At 72.1% G+C, this 18166-nt stretch carries 19 protein-coding genes; 9 read left to right on the top strand and 10 right to left on the bottom strand.

What is annotated here, in order from left to right; all coding sequences use genetic code 11:
• Nucleotides 1-1293 (top strand): PP2C family protein-serine/threonine phosphatase (locus E2E34_RS17730; protein ID WP_167518307.1); only part of this gene is annotated, 1293 nt, incomplete at its 5' end.
• Nucleotides 1294-1478: 185 nt separating this feature from the next.
• On the opposite strand, the gene E2E34_RS17725 is transcribed toward E2E34_RS17730, so the two are convergent.
• Nucleotides 1479-2864, bottom strand: coding sequence for an ankyrin and HEAT repeat domain-containing protein (locus tag E2E34_RS17725; RefSeq protein WP_138902892.1), 1386 nt, complete (start codon nucleotides 2862-2864; stop codon nucleotides 1479-1481).
• A 178-nt stretch (nucleotides 2865-3042) separates the two neighbouring features.
• Nucleotides 3043-3594 (bottom strand): SMI1/KNR4 family protein, encoded by a 552-nt coding sequence (locus E2E34_RS17720; protein ID WP_138902891.1) that lies wholly within the window; start codon nucleotides 3592-3594, stop codon nucleotides 3043-3045.
• A 220-nt stretch (nucleotides 3595-3814) separates the two neighbouring features.
• Here E2E34_RS17720 and nadE point away from each other — a divergent pair, with 220 nt between their 5' ends.
• The 3 genes from nadE to E2E34_RS17705 all read left to right on the top strand — a co-directional run bounded on the left by nadE (nucleotide 3815) and on the right by E2E34_RS17705 (nucleotide 5857).
• A complete protein-coding gene (gene nadE / locus E2E34_RS17715) occupies nucleotides 3815-4645 on the top strand; it encodes an NAD(+) synthase (protein WP_138902890.1) in 831 nt (276 codons plus the stop codon).
• 213 nt (nucleotides 4646-4858) lie between these two features.
• Nucleotides 4859-5119 carry a DUF5133 domain-containing protein gene (locus E2E34_RS17710; protein WP_341870229.1) on the top strand — a complete coding sequence of 87 codons (261 nt, stop codon included), beginning with the start codon at nucleotides 4859-4861 and terminating at the stop codon, nucleotides 5117-5119.
• 288 nt (nucleotides 5120-5407) lie between these two features.
• Nucleotides 5408-5857, top strand: coding sequence for a DUF4383 domain-containing protein (locus E2E34_RS17705; protein WP_138902889.1), 450 nt, complete (start codon nucleotides 5408-5410; stop codon nucleotides 5855-5857).
• A gap of 17 nt (nucleotides 5858-5874) precedes the next feature.
• Here E2E34_RS17705 and E2E34_RS17700 read toward each other — a convergent pair whose 3' ends face one another.
• From E2E34_RS17700 to E2E34_RS17690, 3 genes are all read right to left on the bottom strand, one after another.
• Entirely contained in the window at nucleotides 5875-6033 is a 159-nt protein-coding gene (locus E2E34_RS17700; RefSeq protein ID WP_425573375.1) for a hypothetical protein, read from the bottom strand.
• A 216-nt stretch (nucleotides 6034-6249) separates the two neighbouring features.
• Nucleotides 6250-7563: an LAVTG motif-containing sortase-dependent surface protein gene (locus E2E34_RS17695; RefSeq protein WP_138902888.1), complete on the bottom strand. Its 1314-nt coding sequence runs from the start codon at nucleotides 7561-7563 to the stop codon at nucleotides 6250-6252.
• A 189-nt stretch (nucleotides 7564-7752) separates the two neighbouring features.
• Nucleotides 7753-8487, bottom strand: a complete 735-nt coding sequence (locus E2E34_RS17690; protein WP_138902887.1) for a TioE family transcriptional regulator — start codon at nucleotides 8485-8487, stop codon at nucleotides 7753-7755.
• Between the two features lie 69 nt (nucleotides 8488-8556).
• Here E2E34_RS17690 and E2E34_RS17685 point away from each other — a divergent pair, with 69 nt between their 5' ends.
• Nucleotides 8557-9846 (top strand): erythromycin esterase family protein, encoded by a 1290-nt coding sequence (locus E2E34_RS17685; RefSeq protein ID WP_138902886.1) that lies wholly within the window; start codon nucleotides 8557-8559, stop codon nucleotides 9844-9846.
• A gap of 24 nt (nucleotides 9847-9870) precedes the next feature.
• On the opposite strand, the gene E2E34_RS17680 is transcribed toward E2E34_RS17685, so the two are convergent.
• Nucleotides 9871-10239, bottom strand: a complete 369-nt coding sequence (locus E2E34_RS17680; protein ID WP_138902885.1) for a low affinity iron permease family protein — start codon at nucleotides 10237-10239, stop codon at nucleotides 9871-9873.
• 241 nt (nucleotides 10240-10480) lie between these two features.
• Here E2E34_RS17680 and E2E34_RS17675 point away from each other — a divergent pair, with 241 nt between their 5' ends.
• The 4 genes from E2E34_RS17675 (at nucleotide 10481) to E2E34_RS17660 (ending at nucleotide 14572) form a co-directional block, all read left to right on the top strand.
• Nucleotides 10481-10846: an STAS domain-containing protein gene (locus E2E34_RS17675; RefSeq protein WP_138902884.1), complete on the top strand. Its 366-nt coding sequence runs from the start codon at nucleotides 10481-10483 to the stop codon at nucleotides 10844-10846.
• Between the two features lie 511 nt (nucleotides 10847-11357).
• The gene (locus E2E34_RS17670) at nucleotides 11358-12281 is read left to right on the top strand and encodes an NADP-dependent oxidoreductase (RefSeq protein ID WP_138902883.1); all 924 of its coding nucleotides are present in this window, start codon (nucleotides 11358-11360) and stop codon (nucleotides 12279-12281) included.
• A 34-nt stretch (nucleotides 12282-12315) separates the two neighbouring features.
• Entirely contained in the window at nucleotides 12316-13254 is a 939-nt protein-coding gene (locus E2E34_RS17665; RefSeq protein WP_138902882.1) for an AraC family transcriptional regulator, read from the top strand.
• Nucleotides 13255-13480: 226 nt separating this feature from the next.
• Nucleotides 13481-14572: a hypothetical protein gene (locus E2E34_RS17660; protein ID WP_138902894.1), complete on the top strand. Its 1092-nt coding sequence runs from the start codon at nucleotides 13481-13483 to the stop codon at nucleotides 14570-14572.
• A gap of 135 nt (nucleotides 14573-14707) precedes the next feature.
• Here the strand turns inward: E2E34_RS17660 and E2E34_RS17655 are convergent, their stop codons facing one another.
• From E2E34_RS17655 to E2E34_RS17640, 4 genes are all read right to left on the bottom strand, one after another.
• Nucleotides 14708-15649: a helix-turn-helix domain-containing protein gene (locus E2E34_RS17655; protein WP_244315824.1), complete on the bottom strand. Its 942-nt coding sequence runs from the start codon at nucleotides 15647-15649 to the stop codon at nucleotides 14708-14710.
• 301 nt (nucleotides 15650-15950) lie between these two features.
• On the bottom strand, nucleotides 15951-16502 hold the full coding sequence (locus tag E2E34_RS17650) for a tellurite resistance TerB family protein (protein WP_138902881.1): 552 nt from the start codon (nucleotides 16500-16502) through the stop codon (nucleotides 15951-15953).
• Nucleotides 16503-16693: 191 nt separating this feature from the next.
• Nucleotides 16694-17383 (bottom strand): hypothetical protein, encoded by a 690-nt coding sequence (locus tag E2E34_RS17645; protein WP_138902880.1) that lies wholly within the window; start codon nucleotides 17381-17383, stop codon nucleotides 16694-16696.
• 173 nt (nucleotides 17384-17556) lie between these two features.
• Nucleotides 17557-17841: a hypothetical protein gene (locus tag E2E34_RS17640; protein ID WP_138902879.1), complete on the bottom strand. Its 285-nt coding sequence runs from the start codon at nucleotides 17839-17841 to the stop codon at nucleotides 17557-17559.
• Between the last annotated feature and the right edge of the window lie 325 nt (nucleotides 17842-18166).

The following is an 18166-nucleotide window of genomic DNA, read 5'->3' as shown; positions in this document are numbered from 1 at the left end:
CCCGCAGGCGCCTCCAGGCCGCCCGCGCCCGCAGGCCGCCTCTACCAGCTGATCCACCTGGCGGCCGCACTCGCCGAGGCGGTCGGGGTCCGTGACGTCGTCGGACTCATCGCCGACCAGGTTCTCCCCGCCTTCGGGGCCGACGGCCTGGTGCTGTCCGCCGCCGACGCCGGCCGCCTGAAGATCACGGGCCACCACGGCTACGACCCCCGGGTCATCGAGCGCCTCGACGGACTCCCCCTGGACACCGGCCTCACCCCCGCGGGGCAGGCCCTCGCCAGCGGTGTCCCGTCGTTCTTCGCCAGCCCCGCCGCCCTGGCCGACGTCTATCCCGAGGCGCCGCAGATCAGCGGCAAGCAGGCATGGGCCTTCCTGCCCCTGATCATCTCCGGCCGTCCCGTGGGGTGCTGCATCCTCACGTACGACACCCCGCACACCTTCACCGCCGACGAGCGCGCCGTCCTCACCTCCCTGGCCGGTCTGATCGCCCAGGCGTTGGACCGCGCGCGCCTGTACGACGCCAAGCACGACCTCGCGCACAGCCTCCAGCAGGCGCTCCTCCCGCGCCGCCTGCCCTCCCTCGCGGGGCTCGAGGTCGCCGCCCGGTACCTGCCCGCCAGCCACGGCCTGGACGTCGGCGGTGACTTCTACGACTTGATCCGCCTCGGCGACAGCACCGCCGCTGCCGTCATCGGCGACGTACAGGGCCACAACATCGCCGCCGCCGCCCTCATGGGCCAGGTCCGCACAGCCGTCCACTCCCACGCCACCGGCGGCGCGTCCCCCGGCGAGGTCCTCTCCCGCACCAACCGCGTCCTGGCCGACCTGGAACCCGACCTCCTCGTCTCCTGTCTCTACGCGCACCTCGACCTGGCCCGCCGGCAGGTCACCCTGGCCAGCGCGGGGCACGTACCGCCTCTGCTGCACCACCCGGGTCACCCCGCCCGCGTACTGGACATCGAGCCGGGTCCGCTGCTCGGCATCGGGGTCGACCTGCCCCATCCGGTCACGACCTTGCCCCTGCCCGCCGGATCGACCCTCGCTCTCTACACGGACGGGCTCGTCGAAGTTCCCGGCACCGACCTCGACGAGACCACCGGCCGGCTCGCCCACCACCTCGCGGACGCCGGCGGCCAGAGCCTGGACCACCTCATCGACGGTCTCATCCACCGCACGTGGCCCACCGGCCAGCACACCGACGACATCGCCGTGCTCCTGCTGAAGGCCGCCGGCCGTCCTGCCCGATCAGTCGCCGGCGGGCCCCCCACCACGAGGCCCGTGCCCCGCGGATAGTGCCGTCGGTGGGAGCGGAACGCCGTCGAGTGCGCGTCCTGCGGGGGGCAGGATGGGCCGCGCGGCACCTGGGCCGACCGCACGCTCGACGTCGTCACCGCACGGCCGGCCGTGGCGACACTGTGGTGGGCGACGACGTGTGGTCCGGCCGCTGCAGGCGGCCCGCGAAGTGGTGAGGGCCTGCGTCACGGGGCGGGGCAGTCACTGTCCCGGTCGGCGCCGGGCGGGTGCTCGCGGTCCCACTTCCAGCTCCAGAACGCGGACAGGCGGTGGTCGTCCTCGAAGCCGGGCCGGGAGAGCGGGCCGACCCGCTCGATCGCCTCGCCGGTACGCGGGTCGCCGCGGCGAAGGAGACCGTAGGCGGCGTTGAGCCGCGTCCCCAGGTCGTCGTCGTCGAGCAGGGCGACGAGGGCGTCGGCGATGGCCGCCGTACGGTCCGCACCCTGCGACACCGCCTCCGCCGCGGCGGCCCGTACTCCGCCGACCGGATCCCCGAGCAACCTGACAACGACGTCCGCGCATTCCGCGCTGCCGTCATCGGCCGAGGCCAACGCCCCGCCGGCCTCGGCACGTACGCTCCAGTCCTCGTCCTCGGCGAGCACCCGCAGGGCGGCCCGGGCCGCCGCGCCGAGCGCGGGCCGAGGAGCGTCCCAGCCGATCAGGAGGTCGGGGACCTGCGCGCGGACGCGCGGGTCCGGGTGACCGGCGTGCGCCAGCCCCACGGCCACCGCGTCCCGGTGCGCCGACTCGCTCAGCGCGCGGAGCACTTCGGCGAGTACGACAGGGTCCTCCTCCCCGTCACAAGCCCAGGCGACCAGAAGTTCCGCCGTCTCCTTCTCGTAGGAGTTGCGCCGGCTCGACCCGCAGAGCAGGTACCAGTGGAGTACGTCGACGACGAAACGGCGGTGCACCGGGTCCGGGGCGTGGCGGTGCGCCGTGACGGCCAGCCACGTCTCCTTGCTGCGCCGTTGGCTGAGGACCCACCGGGCGGCCGCCCAGTCGACGTGGTCCGGATCGCCCTGCGCCGCGGCCCTGGCCACCAGCTCGTCCACGGGCGTCAGGATGCGCCATGCCCACTCCAGGTTGGTGAGGATCGCGCCGTGCCCGGCGCGGACCGTGAGGCCGCCGACCGTCACCTGCGTCACATGGTGGTACTCGTCATCCATCACCCGGGCCCGTCGCGCGGGCTCGGACGCACCTGATCTGCCTCGCAGTTCGTCCTCCGCGCCCCGCTCGTACCAGTGCCGGGCCAGGGCGAGCAGCCGCTCCCGCTCAGCCTCCGGCAGGCGGAGCCCGGGCTCCCGGCCGAGGACCGCTTCCGCCACCTCCGGAGAGCCGCCGTCGACGGCCCGTACCAGCGGAGTCGTACCGTCCGGCAGCTTCCGGTCCGGATCCGCGCCGCCGTCGACCAGCGCGTTCGCGACAGCGGCGTCATAGGCGGCGATCGCCAGGCACAGCACCGGCAGGCCGTCCTCCGTGACCGCGTCCGGTGCCGCACCCGCCTCCAGCAGTGCCGTCACCGCCTCCGCGTCCCCGCGTCGAACCGCCGCCACGAGTTCCGTACCGCCCACAGCTCAACCGCCCCCGTCACGTACTGGATCGCCGGCCCCCACGACGCTCGACCGGCAGGGCCCACAGCCGCGCGTCGAACGCTCCGCCGCCGACCCGCGCGCAGCGGTCGGCGGCCGGACGGGCCCGGCTCAGGTGAGGGTAGTCGGCGCGGTCCGAGCAGGAGCCGCCGGAGGTCGCTCACGGGCTCGCCAGCCAATCGGAGTACCAGGTACGGAAGTCGGGGCGCGCGGGGACGAAGCCGCCCCAGTCCGGATCGATCTGCCAGACCTCGCCGGCTCGTGGACCGTTGAGGACCAGCCGGTCGAACACGCCGCAGCCGTGCTCGGCCAGCATGAGCGTGCCCAGGGACAGCGCGTCCGCCGGGGGGCCGATGGGGCCCGGCCGGGGTTCCGTCAGTGGGAACGGCGCGGCGAGCCGGCCCGGCACCCGGTCCTGCTCCCACTCGTCGTCCACGGCCCACTCCTCGCCTGCCTCCGGGCGCGGGACGGTCAACGGCATCAAGCCGTGGCAGGGACCGGCGGGGCCGTTGCCCACCTCCGCGACGAAGGACCGGTAGTCGGCCGGCAGGGCGATGCCGTGCGTCTCCTCGAACGCCCGGATCTCCGCCTCGGGCAGCGCCGGCCCCAGTTCGTACCGGTGGGTGTCCGCCCCGAAGCGCTCCAGCCCCGGGTCCCGGGCGGCCATCTCCCGAATCCGTGCGCGTACGCCGCCCTCGTCCCAGCTGTGCATCGAGCGACCATAACAACGCGTCCGGGGCTCGCGGCCGCCGGAGCGGCGAGGCATCGGGCCGCCGCCCGGCGACGACGTAAGGCCGCTGACCTCGGGCTGCCGGCCACCGGCGGCCTGAGAGAGGCCGAGGACGCGGTGGCGCTGACGCCTGCGAATCGTCGACATCGCCCTGGGTAGGATGGCTGCGACAGCACATCGTGAACCTCGATCAGGAGCTGACGTGAGCGAGCCGGCGTCCATCACCCTGCAGCAGGAGATTGCCCGGGAGCTGGAGGTTGCCGAGACCTTCGAGGCCGAGCGGGAGATCGAACGGCGGGTCGCCTTCCTCGCCGAGCGGCTGACCTCCACCGGCCTGCGCTCCCTCGTGCTCGGCATCAGCGGCGGCGTCGACTCCACCACGGCCGGCCGCCTGTGCCAGCTCGCCGTGGAGCGGGCCCGGGCAGCCGGGCACGAGGCGCGCTTCTACGCGATGCGGCTGCCGTACGGAGTCCAGGCCGACGAGCACGACGCCCAGCTCGCGCTGTCCTTCATCCAGCCGGACCAGGTTCTCACCGTGGACATCAAGCCCGCGAGCGACGCCGCGCTCGAGGCGGCGCTGGTCGCCGGCGTGCGCTTCCGCGACGCCCACCACCAGGACTTCGTACAGGGCAACATCAAGGCCCGGCAGCGCATGATCGCCCAGTACACGGTGGCCGGTGCGCACGACGGCCTGGTGGTCGGCACCGACCACGCCGCCGAGGCGGTTTCCGGCTTCTTCACCAAGTTCGGCGACGGCGCGGCCGACCTCGTCCCGCTGACCGGCCTGACCAAGCGCCGGGTGCGCGCCGTCGCGGACGTGCTCGGCGCCCCGTCCGAGCTGGTGTGGAAGGCCCCGACGGCGGACTTGGAGACCCTCGACCCGGGCAAGACCGACGAGGACGCGCTCGGAGTCACGTACGACGACATCGACGACTTCCTCGAAGGCAAGCCGGTGGACGAGCGGGCCTTCAAGACCATCGTCGATCGCTACCGCCTCACCGACCACAAGCGCCGGCTGCCCATCGCCCCCTGAGCGTCGCCCGCGGCAAACCCGGATGCCGGCCCGGACGGCCTTCGCTCCCGCGCGCCCCGCACCGGCGAGGCCGGGGGAGGGGGCCTGCCGCCATCCGATGACACCGGACGGGCGTACGCCTCGGCGGCGTGGAGTGGCGACACACACCAGTTCCGCATGAAAGCGCGTGACACGGGAACACGAACGGCACATGAGAGTGCCTGGGAGGGACTTGTGGTGGTGTTGAAGCCGGAGCCGCGCTATGTGAGGACCCTGCTCGCCCGATACGCGAGCGCACGCATCGCGCTCGCGGAGAAGGCCGAGCCGGCGTGGCAACGAGAGCTGGCGGACGTTACCTACACGCTGTGCGTGGTGACCGGGACCCGCTCGGTCACGGACGCGATCGCGGCTGCCGACGAGATCCTGGCAGCGGCCAGGCAACCCGAAGAGCACCCGCAGTCATCGGGTGCGGCGGACACGGTCCTCGCGGCCTGACGCTCCCGCGCCGCCACTCGCTCGGCAGTCTGCCGCAGGTGCTGTGCGCCGCCCGAATCGCAGGAAGAAGGCCCCGGCTCAAGCCGGGGCCTTCGTGCGCTGCCGCCCGGCCGGAGCGACGACCCGCTACCGGGCAATTCTGACAAATAGGTGATTCGGAATACTCCGGTGGGGCAGTCGTGAGGTGGAACGAGGGCCGGTGCGGAGGGGCGGGGTACCCGGCCCGATGAGGAAGCGAAAGGCGGCCGACGAGGGAACCGCCGCCACGACAGGGAAGAGGCTTGGCTCATGACTGATCACCGCCGTCCGGTTACCACCGGCAGGAGTCGTGTGCAGCAGGCTGCGCTGCTGGTGGGTGCCGTCTTTCTGCTGGTGGGTGTTCTGGGGTTCATTCCAGGGATCACCACCGACTACGACACGATGGAGTTCGCCGAGCATCACTCCGAGGCGAAACTGCTGGGCGTCTTCCAGGTTTCGATCTTGCACAACCTCGTGCACCTGCTCTTCGGTGTCGCCGGCATCGCCATGTCCCGCACCGCGGCCGGTGCGCGCACCTTCCTCATCGGGGGAGGCGTCGTCTACCTCGCGCTGTGGCTGTACGGGCTGTTCATCGACCACGACAGCTCGGCCAACTTCGTACCGGTGAACACGGCCGACAACTGGCTGCACTTCGTCCTGGGCCTCGGCATGATCGCCCTGGGCGTCCTCCTCACCCGCCGCGCACGCGTGGGCAGGTAGGGGACCGACCCGGACGGTCAGCGGCCGGCGGCCCCGGCCTTCGAGGCACTGGCGGCGGTCACCACGTCGGCGCCGGCGGTGACGATCACGGCGATGGCCAGCCACGACGCCGCGTCGAGGTGCTGATCGAGGACGAGCATGCCGGTCAGACCGGCGAACACCGGATTGACACTCATGAAGGTCCGAAGAAGTGGGCGGGTGCACGGCGCAGTGCGAGCAGATCGGCGAGGAACGGCACTGCGGACGAAGCACACCGGCCCGTCTCCGGCGCACAGCAGTGCGCCGGAGACGGGCCGGTGGAGGAACAGCACGGCCTGCTCACCGACCCCGCCGAGCACCTGATGCCTCGTCGCGGCGGTGCGGTGTGTTCGTGACGGCGGGGTGAGGGCGCGTTACGACGCGCGGCGGCGGCGCATCGCGACGTACAGGATGCCTCCGGCCACCAGCGCCGTGGCCGCCGCGCCCGCGACGGGCAGGGTGTTGTCCGAGCCGGTGGCGGCCAGGTCGCCTCCGGCCGTCGAGGCGCCCGAGCCACCGGTGGTGGCGGAGGAGCCGCCGGCCGACGACGACGCGGAGCCGGAGCTGCCACCGGAGGAGGAGTCCGAACCGCCACCGGACGAGGAAGCCGAGCCGCCCGAGGAAGCGGAGCCGGAACCGCCGGTGGTGGAGGAGCCGCCCGTGGTGGAGGAGCCGGAGCCGCCGCTGGTCGTCCCCGACTCGGCGTTGAGCACGATCTTCGCCGTGTTGTTCGCCGGGTTCTTGTCGAAGGGCGTCTCAGCCTTGACGAGCGATGCCGTGCCCGTCGCGCCGGGAACGACCTTGTCGATCTTCAAGCGGAAGCGGTAGGGCCACTTGCTCCACTCACTCACCCACCCCATCTCATTGACGCAGGTGTACTCACCCGACGTCACCTTCTCGCACGAGCGCGGCGCCTCTGTGACGGTCGTGCCGGCCGGAGTCCGCACGTTGACCGTCAGAGTCGCGGCGCTCACCACCCGGGTCATGTCGACCCAGGCGGGGCCCTCGTTGGCGAACTGGAACGAGGCGCTGATCGTCTCGCCCGCCTTGCCCCTCAGCTTGCCGCCGGTCAGCGAGAAGTCGGCCGTGTTGTCGGCGGTCACCCGCGCGCGCGTCGACGCACTGCTGTAGTCGTCGTCGGAGCCGGGGACGGGCGTCTTCTGCTCGACCAGCTTGAGTGCCGGCCCCGTGCCCTGCACCTCGTCGCCGGTTCCGTCGGGGTCCGACCAGCCCGGGTTCTCCAGGTGGACCGATATGCCCAACCCCTCGTACAGCGCCCGCTTCTGGACGTTGTACCGCGGAGCCTTCTCGGGCACGTACACCACTCCGGGCTCCAGTGCCTGGTCCACGGCGCAGAGGGCGTCGTACGCGTCGGGCATCTCGTCGTAGCCGCCGGACTCCGCGTAGGTGCAGTTGGAGTGCTGCTTGGCGAAGTCCAGCCCCGCCGTGCCGTGGAGGTACACCCAGACACGCTCGGCCCTCTCGGTGCCGTTGTTCTTCAACGAGAGCGGTATCTCGGGGCTGCTGCCGGGCTTGACTCCAGTGATCGGGGCCAGCTTCCCCACGGCCATGTCCGGCCCGGTCTCGTCCGCCTGGACGGGGGCGGCCGCGAGCGCGACCAGGGCGGCGGCACCGGCCGCGCCGATTCCTCCGCGCAGGGAGCGACGGCCGACAGGGGCGATCTTCATGCGGGGTCCCTCTGTGTGACGTGTGAGCGAACGAGAAGTGTCCGCTTCGGAAAGCAGTGCGAGAACTCAGACCGCCGACGAGACAGGAGGGTTGTACGGAACCCTCCGTTGAAGCCGTGGCTCTTCGGCTCGGCCGCGCGCAGGTCCACTGGGTGCACGAACTTCGGTGACGACGGGCAGCCGGAGGGCTCAGCCGCGCTCGTGGAGGTACGCGTCCAACTCGGCGGCGCCGGTCAGCATCGCCCGCCCGCGAGCGGACAGCCGGCCGCGCCAGTCGCGCAGCGCGGCCTCCAGCGGCTCCAGGCCGCCGGCCGCACGCACCTGGGTGATCAGCGGGGCGATCTGCTCCAGCAGGTAGCCGCCCCGCCTGAGCTGGTGGGCCAGCCGGGCGTCCCGTACGTCCGCCTCGTCGTAGACGCGGTACCCCGTCAGCGGGTCGCGGCGCGGGCGCACGAGCCCGGCGCGCTCCCACTTGCGCAATGTCGCGGGCCGTACTCCGAGTTCCTCTGCCAGCGTCCCGACGAACCTGCCACCGGGCCGGGGCACCGCCGCGTCGGGCCCGGGCGCCGGGGCGGGCGGCAGGCCGAGGAGGGCGCGTTCCACGGCCCGGAGCGTCCGCCGGTCGTCGAGCAGTTGGGCATGGCTCTCGTCGACGAGGCCCAAAGCCTCGTCGACCGCACCCAGGTTCACCGCCCGCATGATCGACGTCGCCGTCCGGTGGCCGTGGCCGGGTACCAGGGCGAGAAACGCACCCAGGGCCCGGGCGTGCAGCGGCGTGTAGGCCCGGTAGCCGCTGGGGGTGCGCGCGGCGGCCGGGAGGATGCCGGCCTCCTCGTAGTTCCTGACGGCCTGCGTGGACAGACCGTGCCCCCGCGCGAGGTCGATCGGCCGGAGGCGTCCGTCGCTTTGAAGGTTTCGCTCCACAGGACAAGCCTACCCAGGGCAGTACGCGCAGAAAGTCTCCACCGAAGGTTCAACGATACCGTTGAAGCCATGGCTACGGACATCAAAGACGCCGCCCATCCCGTCGACGCCGCCTCCGTGATGAGGCTCCTTGGGCACCGGCCGCGCCTGCTGGCCCTCGGAGAGCCCACCCACGGGGAGGACGCGCTGCTCGCCCTGCGCAACGGGCTCTTCCGGCAGCTCGTCGAGCAGCAGGGCTACCGGACGATCGCGATCGAGAGCGACTGCCTGATGGCCCTGGTCGTGGACGACTACGTCACCTCGGGCGAAGGCGCCCTCGACGAGGTCATGGAGCACGGCTTCAGCCACGGGCTCGGCGCCTCAGCGGCCAACCGCGAACTCGTGCGCTGGGCAAGGGCGTACAACGACGGCAGGCCCACCTCCGAGCAGGTGCGCTTCGCCGGGTTCGACGGCCCGCTGGAGATCGCCGGAGCAGCGAGCCCCCGCCAGGCCCTCACCGCACTCCACGGCTACCTCGCGGCCCGGGTGAAAGCGGACCTGCTGCCGTGCGCCCCGGAGACGCTCGACCGCCTGCTCGGCGCCGACGACCAGTGGACCCGTCCCGCCGCGATGAGGGACCCGTCCCAGTCCGTGGGGCAGTCCGCCGAGGCCAAGGAGTTGAGGCTGCTCGCCGACGACCTGGTGGCGCTGCTCGACGCGCAGACGCCCCACCTGATCACGGCCACCTCACGGGACGCGTGGGACCGGGCGCGCCTGTACGGGCGGACCGCCACCGGTCTGCTGCGCTACCACTTCTGGATGGCCGACACGTCTTCGGCCCGCATGGAGCGGCTGATCGGGCTGAGGGACTCGATGATGGCCCACAACCTCCTCGCCGTCACCGAACGGACCCCGACCCTGGTCTACGCCCACAACAGTCATCTCCAGCGCGACAAGAGCACGACGCGCATGTGGGACCAGCCACTGCTGGAGTGGTGGAGCGCCGGCGCACTCGTGAACGCCCGACTGGGAAAGGAGTACGCGTTCCTGGCCATGGCCCTCGGCACCCTGCGGCACCAGGGAGTCGGCACCCCGGCTCCGGACACCCTCGAAGGGCTCCTGTACGCGCTACCGGAGGACTGTCGCGTCGTGGCCGCCCCCCGGCTCGCCGCCGCCCTCGGCGACACGCCGCCCGCCGCCCGTGTGTCGCCCTGGTTCGGCTACGCCCCGCTCGACCCGGCGCGGCTGGCCGGAAGTGACGGCGTCGTGTTCGTCAAGGATGTGCTTCGGCGCGGCACACGCTCGGATGCGGTGGGCGGACCCGACGAAGCCGCCGCCCGCAGTGCGGAGCCCAGCGCGGGAGACGTGCGTCGGGCGTGAGAAGGGGCGCGTACGCCGGCTCGGTCATGTCTGGTCCTCGACGCGTATCGCCTCCTGCAGATCCCGCTGTGCGGGGCCCGGTTCACCTTCCTGCAGTTCGATCAGAGCGGCGGCGATGGCGTCGAGCTTCCGCTGAATGGCGTGCTCGGCCCGTCGTTCGCTGTTCTTGAGGAGAGCCAGGAGCAGCAACGTCACCGCGGTCATCGACTCACCGGCGAGCATCATCCAGGCCATCGGGACCTTGGCCACATGTGCGCCGATGACGATGCCGACGAGGAGCAGGCACAGGCCGAAGAACGTGGGGCTGCTCGTGAAGTTCGAAGACTTCTCCGCGAGATGCGCGAAGCGGCCGCGCTCGTTTCCACCGCGCTCGGCGGGATGTTCGAGTGTCATGCCCTGGTCGGTACCCCCGTTTCGGCTCGGAGCACGTACCCGCGTTCCGGACCGGCCGAGGGCTTGGACACCCCTTGCGTCGGACAGCCGCCATACCTGTTTCGGTCACCGTAGTTTTTCTTTGGCGCGTCGAGGAGCTAATCTATCTCCTCGAATGTGGGCCGGGTGCTGTGCCTGGCGTGGGGAGGAACCCCGCCGGCACGAGCGCCGGGGCGGGTTCCCGGGTGATGAGGGTGGAAACGTGAGCGAGGTGACGAGGGCTGCGGCTCGCGTGGAGGTCCTGCCCGACAGGGACGGCACCCGCGTCATCGTCTGTGCGGGAGAGTTCGACTTCGACTCCGAGGGCCTGGCGCGCGCAGCACTGGACACCGCTCATCGGGACGGCATCGCGACGACCGTCGTTGACCTCAGCGGAGTCTCGTTCGCCGACTCGTCCATGCTCAACACGCTGATCACGGCCCACAACCGCCAGCATGTGGTCCTCGCCGGCCCACTCGGCGAACAGGTGCTCAGGCTGCTGGAGATCAGCGGCACCGGCGCGTTCTTCAACATCGCCGCCGACGCGACCGGCCCCGACGGCACTCGGCCCGCCGTCGAGCCGCGGTAGGCCGGGCGCACGGCACCGTCGCCGGTGCCTGACGGACCGGCTGTCGTCGCGGCCGGTGATCAATCTCACCAAGCACCTTCCTGTCCGCCGAGACCCACGGCGGACAGGAAGGTGCTTGGTGAGAGCCAGTCGTAACTCGACACGTGGCCGGTGTCCTGCGTGCCGTCCGCTGCCCCACCGGCACCCCGGGGTGGCTTCAGCACACGTCGAACCCTCCGTCCAGGAGGGCCGCAAGCCCGCCCGCACCGACCCGTGACACGCCCCCTTCCCTGACCAGGGGACACCCGGGGCTGGTTGGTGGCCTGCCGCTGTGTCATGTGCGTGGTGTCCGGCGCCGGCACGGGCCGCGCGTCGGCCGCGCGCGGTTCATGGCCGTAAGAGCCGTCCGGGAAGACGATGGGACATGCAGGCGAGACGGAAGGCCATTCTGCGGCTCATTCGATCTCCCTAGAGTCGAGAGCACAAGCAGGACGGTGCCGGACAGCGGCCCGGCGAACTCAGGGAGAAACACGTGCGCGCAGTGATCCAGAAGTCCTTCGGCGGGCCCGAGGTCCTCGAAACCGTGGACGCCGAGCGGCCGGCGCCGCTCGCCGGCGAGGTGCTCGTCAAGGTCCACGCCGCAGCGGTCAACCCGGTCGACGTGGCCGTTCGGTCCGGAGCGCTGCCGCTGCTCGGCGAGCCGCCGTTCGGCGTGGGCTGGGACATATCCGGAGTCGTCGAGGAGGCCGGCCCGGGCGCCGGGTTCGAGGTGGGCGACGAGGTGTACGGGATGCCGCACTTCCCGCGCGCCGCCAACGGCTACGCCGAGTACGTCACCGCCCCGTCGAGCCACCTGGCCCGCAAGCCCGCCTCGCTCGACCACGTGCACGCCGCCGCCGTCCCCCTCGCGGCGCTCACCGCCTGGCAGGGTCTCGTACGGGCGGCGAACGTCACGAAGGGCGACCGGGTCCTCATCCAGCGCGCCGCCGGAGGTGTCGGTCACTTCGCGGTGCAGATCGCGAAGGCGCGCGGCGCCCACGTGATCGCCGTCGCCGGCCCGGACCGTCGCGAGTACCTCACCGGCCTGGGCGCCGACGAGATCATCGACTACCGGACCACCGACTTCACCACGGCCGTCAAGGACGCGGACGTGGTACTCGACTCGCTGGCCCAAGGAGACCTCTCGCTCGGCGTGGTGCGCCCGGGCGGCGTACTCATCAGCATCCTGCAGCACCATGACGCGGAGCTCGCCGCCCGGGTCGAGGCGGCCGGCCGGCGTTTCGCGGGCATCCTCGTCGAACCGGACGCGGAGGCCCTCGAAGCGATCGCCGAGCTGATCGACGCGGGCCGCGTCCGCCCGTACGTCGAGGAGACCTTCCCCCTGGAGGAGGCCGGGAAGGCACATGAGCTGGTCGCCGCGGGACACGTACAGGGGAAGATTGTCCTGACGGTCTGACCACGACGGGCCGCACCAGGAAGGGCGAGGCCGGATGGACATTCTCACCGAGGCACTCGCCTCGATGCGCACCGGGCACCCGGCGTCCGTACGGACCAACGGCCGCGCCCCCTGGGGCCTGCGCCTGCCACCGGTCGCGGGAGCCGGGTTCCATGTGGTGCTGTACGGCACCTGCTGGCTCGTCCCTCTCGCGGACGCCTCACCGCGCCTGAAGCCGATCCCGCTGAACCCCGGCGATGTGATCTTCCTGCGCGACGGACGGGGCCACATCCTCGCGGACGACCCCTCCACTCCGGCGGAGGAGTTCGCGGCCGAGCACTATCACGGCGGTTCGCCGATCGGCGCGGTCACGATCGGCGGCCAGGGTGCCGAGACCAGCCTCCTTTGCGGCAACTACCACCTGGACCAGGGCCATCCGCACCCCCTCGTGCGCCAGCTGCCCGAGGTGATCCACCTGCCGACCCGGCACGGGCGGCACCCGGAGCTCAGCGCCGCGGTGCAGCTGCTCGGCACCGAGCTGGAGAATCCCCGCATCGGCTCGGACGGCATCGTGCCCACCCTGATCGACTCGCTGCTCCTCTACATCCTGCGCGCCTGGCTGGACGACCAGCCGCCGGCCGCCGCGCAGGGCTGGGCCGCCGCCCTGGGTGACTCGGCGGTGGCACCCGCCCTGTCGGCCATCCACGCGGACCCCTCGGCGCAGTGGACGGTCGAGTCGCTGGCCGGGCGGGCCGGGCTGTCGCGAGCCGCCTTCGCACGGCGCTTCGCCGCGCTGGTGGGCGAGCCGCCGATGGCATACCTGACCCGCTGGCGCATGACGACCGCCGCCCGCCTGCTGCGGGAGACCGACGCGCCTTTGACGACGGTCGCGGCCCGCACGGGGTACGGCTCGGAGTTCGCCTTCGCCAAGGCATTCAAGCGCGAGTACGGCCGGGCCCCGGGCGCCTACCGGCGGGAGGCGAGGGCGGCCTAGCTCTGCCGCCGAACGTCACGCCCACGCCTGTGAGCGGTCAGTGCGTGGGCCTGACACTTCCTCCACTGCCCCGGCAGCCTGGGCACTTGCCCATGCGAACGTGCGGACGACTTTCGATCTACTGGTGCACAATCAACGATCAGACGGTCGGGCCATCAGGCATCGGGCCGGCGGGCGGGAACGGGAGCGCGGTGTGAGCGGGGCTGGGGAGCAGGACGGGTCGTCCGTGTCCGAAGAGGAGTGGGAGCGGTTCCTGCGTGAATCGGTGACGGGTGCGGCCGGGGCCCCGGTGGAACCGTCGGCGCGCGCCCGTGAGGTGGAGCGGCGGCTGCGGGAGCGCTCCGGGCAGCCTGAGGGCTGGCGTACGTACTCGCCGGCCCGGCCCCGGCGCAGGACGGGCTGGTACGTGACCGGGCTGGTGGCGATCGTGGCCCTGCTGGTCGTAGGGCTCTTCCCGCAGCGGGTCGTCGGCTGGTTCGACGGCGACGACGCCGCGCGGGACGGGGCGCCGCCGGCCGCCGAGTCGGAAAGGCCGCGGGGGGCGCCCGGCGCCGAGCCGGATCTGCGCCCGACCCTCGCCGAACCCTTCCGGGGTTCGCCTGCCGCCCGTTGGGCCGACGGAGCGGCAGGGATCACGCTGCCACCGGCCAGGGCGACCGGCTGGATGGACGCCGACCAGGTCGCGAGGGCACTGCGGCAGAGCCGGGACTTCCTGGTCGCCGCGGGCCTCGACTCCCGCGTGCTGCGCGGCGAGCGGCCCACGAAGGCGATCGCGCTGCTGAACCCGCACCAGAAGGACGTTCAGGAGTACCTCCGTGCCGCCCTGTCGTCGAAGACGCCCGGTCCCGAGACCGACCCACTGTTGTTGTTCAGCCGCTTCAAGCCGGAGCAGGCCCGGCCGGCCGGTGACGTGATCAAGACGCGCGGCCGGCTCACGTACCGGCAAGGGAAGCGGGGGGCGGTCGAGGTGACCGCCGACGTCACCTTCGTGTACCCGGTCACCCCGACCGGCGACGGCGGGCGGGACGCCGAGGTCGTCCGTACGATCGTGCGGCGCGAGGTGGTGATGAGCTGGGACGACCCGGCCAAGGTCATCACCGAACCGGGCACGATGTCCCTCGTCTCGTACTCGCTCGACATGACCAACGGCGGCTGCTCCGCCCCGACCGGCTACTTCGCGCCGCCCTTCGGCACGGCCGGCGAGCAGCCTGCCGACGGGGCCCACCAGGTCGATCCGTACGACCGCAGCAAGCCGGTCGACACGAGCGACGGCCCGTCGGCCTCGGGCAGCGACTGCGCGGCCGCCACCCGCTCGTGACAGTCCGCCCAGGCGTGGGCGGGCGGTTTCGGGGCTTGCGGCGCCGTCTGGCACCACAAGGACGAGGACGTCGTGTCGGCCCTCGGGCAGTACCGCCGCGCCCGCACGGTGCCGGCCCTCGTCGGGGCCGCCCCGTCAGCCCGGCCGGATGAGGAACCGCTGGTCGGCGGCGCCGGTACAGCGTTCCAGGATCGCTTCGGCTGCCTCGTTCGTCTCGTCGCCCGAGATGCCGACGCACTGGCTGCTGTGGTTCGGGCGAAGCCGGTGGCCCCCGGCCGTGGCTTCCACGTGGAACAGGGTGGCCCCGCCGCAGTTGTCCCGGGGTTCGAGCATGCCCTTCACCGGGCCGGTGCTCATGACCGTCAAGCAGCCTTTGCCCTGCTGCGGATGGTGCCACTGGACGCGATAGAGGCCCTCGCCGGCAGGTTCGAGGTACGTGCGCGGCACCGGGGCCCGCGCGCAGGGGAGTTGTACCGCGACTGCGTCGGCATACGCGCCGCGCCGGTCGCGTCCGTCGGTCAGGCAGAGCTCGGGCGCACGGGCGATGCGGATGGTGACCCAGCCGTCGGTGGGAGCCCGCAGAGCGCCGGCGTCGGCGGCCTGCCTGCCGGGACCGTCGGAGCTGTCCGGGAGCAACATCCAGAGGACTACGGCGGACAGCGGGAGCAAGAGGCCGGTCGTCGCGACGACCATGCGCCTCGTCGTCCAGCGCCGGCGTACTGCCGTGGAGGGATGCGCCGGCGGCCGAGGGGCGGCTTCTGACGCCTGGGCGGTGTCCGTGGGCGGTGCGGCAGCGCTGTCCGCGGCGATCCGGTCCCGGGCCTCCAGCCAGGCACCGGTGCGCCGGGCGTCCCCGCAGGCGCGGACGAACGCGGCCAGCAGGTCGGGGCGCGGCAGGCTCTTTCGTCGCAGTATGTCGGCCAACGTGCTGCGCGCCAGTACGTCACCGTTCCGGGCGGCCCGCTCCTCCAGTTCCCGGTACGTCAGTCCCGCGCGCTCCTTGAGCTGTCGCATCGACTCGACGAAGCCGGCGGCGTCCTGGGCTTCGTACGGCGACGGATCCTCCCGGTTCCCCACGCGCACCAGCCTGCTGTGGCCATGACACTGAGGCAACCGCGGATTCCGCCAATCCGGTGTCCGGTGGGCGCACGCCAGCGGTCCCCACGGACGAGGCTGTGTCTGTGTCTGTGTCTGTGTCTGTGTCTGTGGCGGTCGCGTGAGCCGGGCCGGCCCCGGACGACCGCGACGGTGCGAGCCGGGGCCCGCACCCCCTCAAGTGCGGGAGTGCGGGCCCCAGATGCGTCACGTCATGCCGGACGTCGCCTTCTCGCCCCCGCACAGCTCGTCGAAGTCCTCAGCGGCGACGGTCCGAAGCAGATCAGAGACCGAACTCCTGCGGCGACACGCCCAGCGCCGCGCACGCTTCCCGCAGGATCTGCTCCTCGGCCGGGGCGATGTACCCGTCCGCGCCCGCGACAACGAAGCCCGTCTGCACGACGGCCTTCGCCTCCGTCGGCTTCTTCGCCGCCTTGGCGATCTCCTGCATGGCCTCGGTCTTGCCCTGCTGGAAGTTGAACGTCAGCTGGTCGACGTGCTTGTTGAACCGCTGCCGCAGCTGGTCGGGCGGGAAGTTCTTCAGGACGTCGTTCTGCAGGATCAGCGACTCCACATGCTGTCGCTCGGCCGGGTCCACCGATCCGTCGGCCGCCGCGACCAGGGCGCACATGGCCATGCTGGCGTCGCGGTAGGCACCGCTCTTGAGCTCCGTCTTCAGGGAAGCGAGCTGGGTCTTGAGCACGCCCACGAGCTGGGCCTTCGACCCTCCGCCGGACCCCGCACCCGGCTGCCCGTGGCCGCCGGCGCTCCGTGCGCCCTGCGACTGCTGCTGCAGACCCTTGGCCTGGTCCTTGATCCGGTCCCACATCGCCATCCGTGCCACCTCGGCTACCTGTTCGCTCGTCCGCGTGCGTTCCGCGCGTCCCTCTGTCAACGCCTCCCCACTCCGCGAAGTTCCATGGTCGTCCGGTCGGACCGGCCACAGCCGACCCCGGGTGGCCGGGCGGCCCCCGCCGACTCGTGTCGACGGGGGCCGTCGGGGCGGTGGCGCGGTGCGGGAGCCGGTCACCACCGGCAGTGCTCGGTAGTCCTCGGGCGTCGGGTGAAGTAGGCGTCGTCGTAGCGGATGAGACCCCCTTGAGGGCTGTCGATGCGGAGGAAGAGCTCGTCCTGGGAGCGGACGACGCAGGCGACCGGCACCTGGGTTCCTGCCTCCGCCCTCCACCGCATGGCTGTGCGGTCCCAGGAGACGTGCGTGAGGACCGCGGTGTCCCGAATGGCCACAGCCAGCATCGGCGCGTCGGCGGAGACGGTTTCGGGGTACCTCTCCAAACGCGCGAGAAGGGCCCGTCGTGAGGCCCGCAGGGTGTCCTCGCAGCGGATGTCCTGGCAGGCGCTGTCCGTGCCGCTTTCCCGGACCTGGCCCTCGTGGCCGAGCGGCACGGCCAACGACAGCAAGGAGGAGATGACGAGCGCGGCGACGGCCTGGCCCCACGCGCGGCGGCGGGCGAGACTCCTCTCCTCCTCGTGCAGGCAGTTGCGGATCCACTCGTCCTTCTTGCCGATCTCTTCCGCGCCGAGCTTCCAGTGGCGACGCAGCTCGTCCTCCGTCAGGGCGTCCTGTGCGGCCGGAAGCGCCAGGAAGACGGAGCGCACGCATTCCCATCGCGGATAGTCACCCGCTCCCCGCATCAACTCGGAGACCCGGGACGCCTGTCGGGCTCTGGTCTTCGCCGCGAGCTCTCTGCACGTCATGCGGCTGCTGAGATAGGCCGAGCGGACCGGAACGAGCCAGGCGCGATGGTGCGTCCTGACCCACGGCTGGATCTCCCTGGGCTTCGGCCCCCGCTTGGCCGACGGCTCCGCCGGACCGAGCCGGGGGCGAGGCTGTTCGTGCCACCTTGCTTGCGCCGGCGCTGCGTCCGTACTCATGCAACCCGGCCTCCGTCCTCAGCCTGCTCGCCGTCCGCCCGGCCGCCGTGCTCCATCGCGGCAGGACCGCGGTCCGCGACCACGCCCCCGACCGGTACCGGCGCGGATCCGGCGGCGGGCGTTCCGAACGTCTGGACGATCTGCTGCACGCCCAGGCAGATCGAAGGGATCAGTGCGGTGACCGCCGCCACTGTCTGGCCCATGAGGAGCATGCTTATCGACAGCGCGATCAGTGCCCCGAGTGCGGTGACGATGACGGTCAACTTGCGACGCGCGGTCACGAGTGCCTCCCTGCGGCGGTGCGGTCTCTCGGATGTCGGGATCGCGGCTCTCCGACGCCCGTCGGCGTCGCCAGCTGAGTAGTCGCCAATCCAGCATCCACCACGCGCAGTTGTGGTGTCGTGACACACAGGGAAAGTGGAACATTTCCACGACGGCCCGTCGCGCCGGTTCGTGCAGGTCAACGGCCTCCACCGCAATGTTCCGCTTTCTGGCGCGCGGTGCGCGGGAGGAGCGCGGAGGACCGGCGGCCCGGCCGGGGAAGTCAGGGGGCAACCTCAGGGCCCACGGCACCCGCGCAGCCGTCGGCCCTCCCGTGGGGAGGGC

The organism is Streptomyces albidochromogenes (assembly GCF_005981925.1).
Classification (GTDB): domain Bacteria; phylum Actinomycetota; class Actinomycetes; order Streptomycetales; family Streptomycetaceae; genus Streptomyces; species Streptomyces albidochromogenes.
The sequence above is the reverse complement of the archived record's forward strand: the minus strand, read 5'-3'. Positions and strand labels throughout refer to the sequence as shown.

What these genes read in the sequence shown, in the direction of transcription:
- E2E34_RS17700 (WP_425573375.1), bottom strand. Translation starts at nt 6,033, where the DNA reads ATGAGTGTCAATCCGGTGTTCGCCGGTCTGACCGGCATGCTCGTCCTC.
- E2E34_RS17720 (WP_138902891.1), bottom strand. Translation starts at nt 3,594, where the DNA reads ATGCACAGCTGGGACGAGGGCGGCGTACGCGCACGGATTCGGGAGATG.
- E2E34_RS17645 (WP_138902880.1), bottom strand. Translation starts at nt 17,383, where the DNA reads ATGACGTGCAGAGAGCTCGCGGCGAAGACCAGAGCCCGACAGGCGTCC.
- E2E34_RS17650 (WP_138902881.1), bottom strand. Translation starts at nt 16,502, where the DNA reads ATGGCGATGTGGGACCGGATCAAGGACCAGGCCAAGGGTCTGCAGCAG.
- E2E34_RS17695 (WP_138902888.1), bottom strand. Translation starts at nt 7,563, where the DNA reads ATGAAGATCGCCCCTGTCGGCCGTCGCTCCCTGCGCGGAGGAATCGGC.
- E2E34_RS17665 (WP_138902882.1), top strand. Translation starts at nt 12,316, where the DNA reads ATGGACATTCTCACCGAGGCACTCGCCTCGATGCGCACCGGGCACCCG.
- E2E34_RS17680 (WP_138902885.1), bottom strand. Translation starts at nt 10,239, where the DNA reads ATGACACTCGAACATCCCGCCGAGCGCGGTGGAAACGAGCGCGGCCGC.
- E2E34_RS17705 (WP_138902889.1), top strand. Translation starts at nt 5,408, where the DNA reads ATGACTGATCACCGCCGTCCGGTTACCACCGGCAGGAGTCGTGTGCAG.
- E2E34_RS17685 (WP_138902886.1), top strand. Translation starts at nt 8,557, where the DNA reads ATGGCTACGGACATCAAAGACGCCGCCCATCCCGTCGACGCCGCCTCC.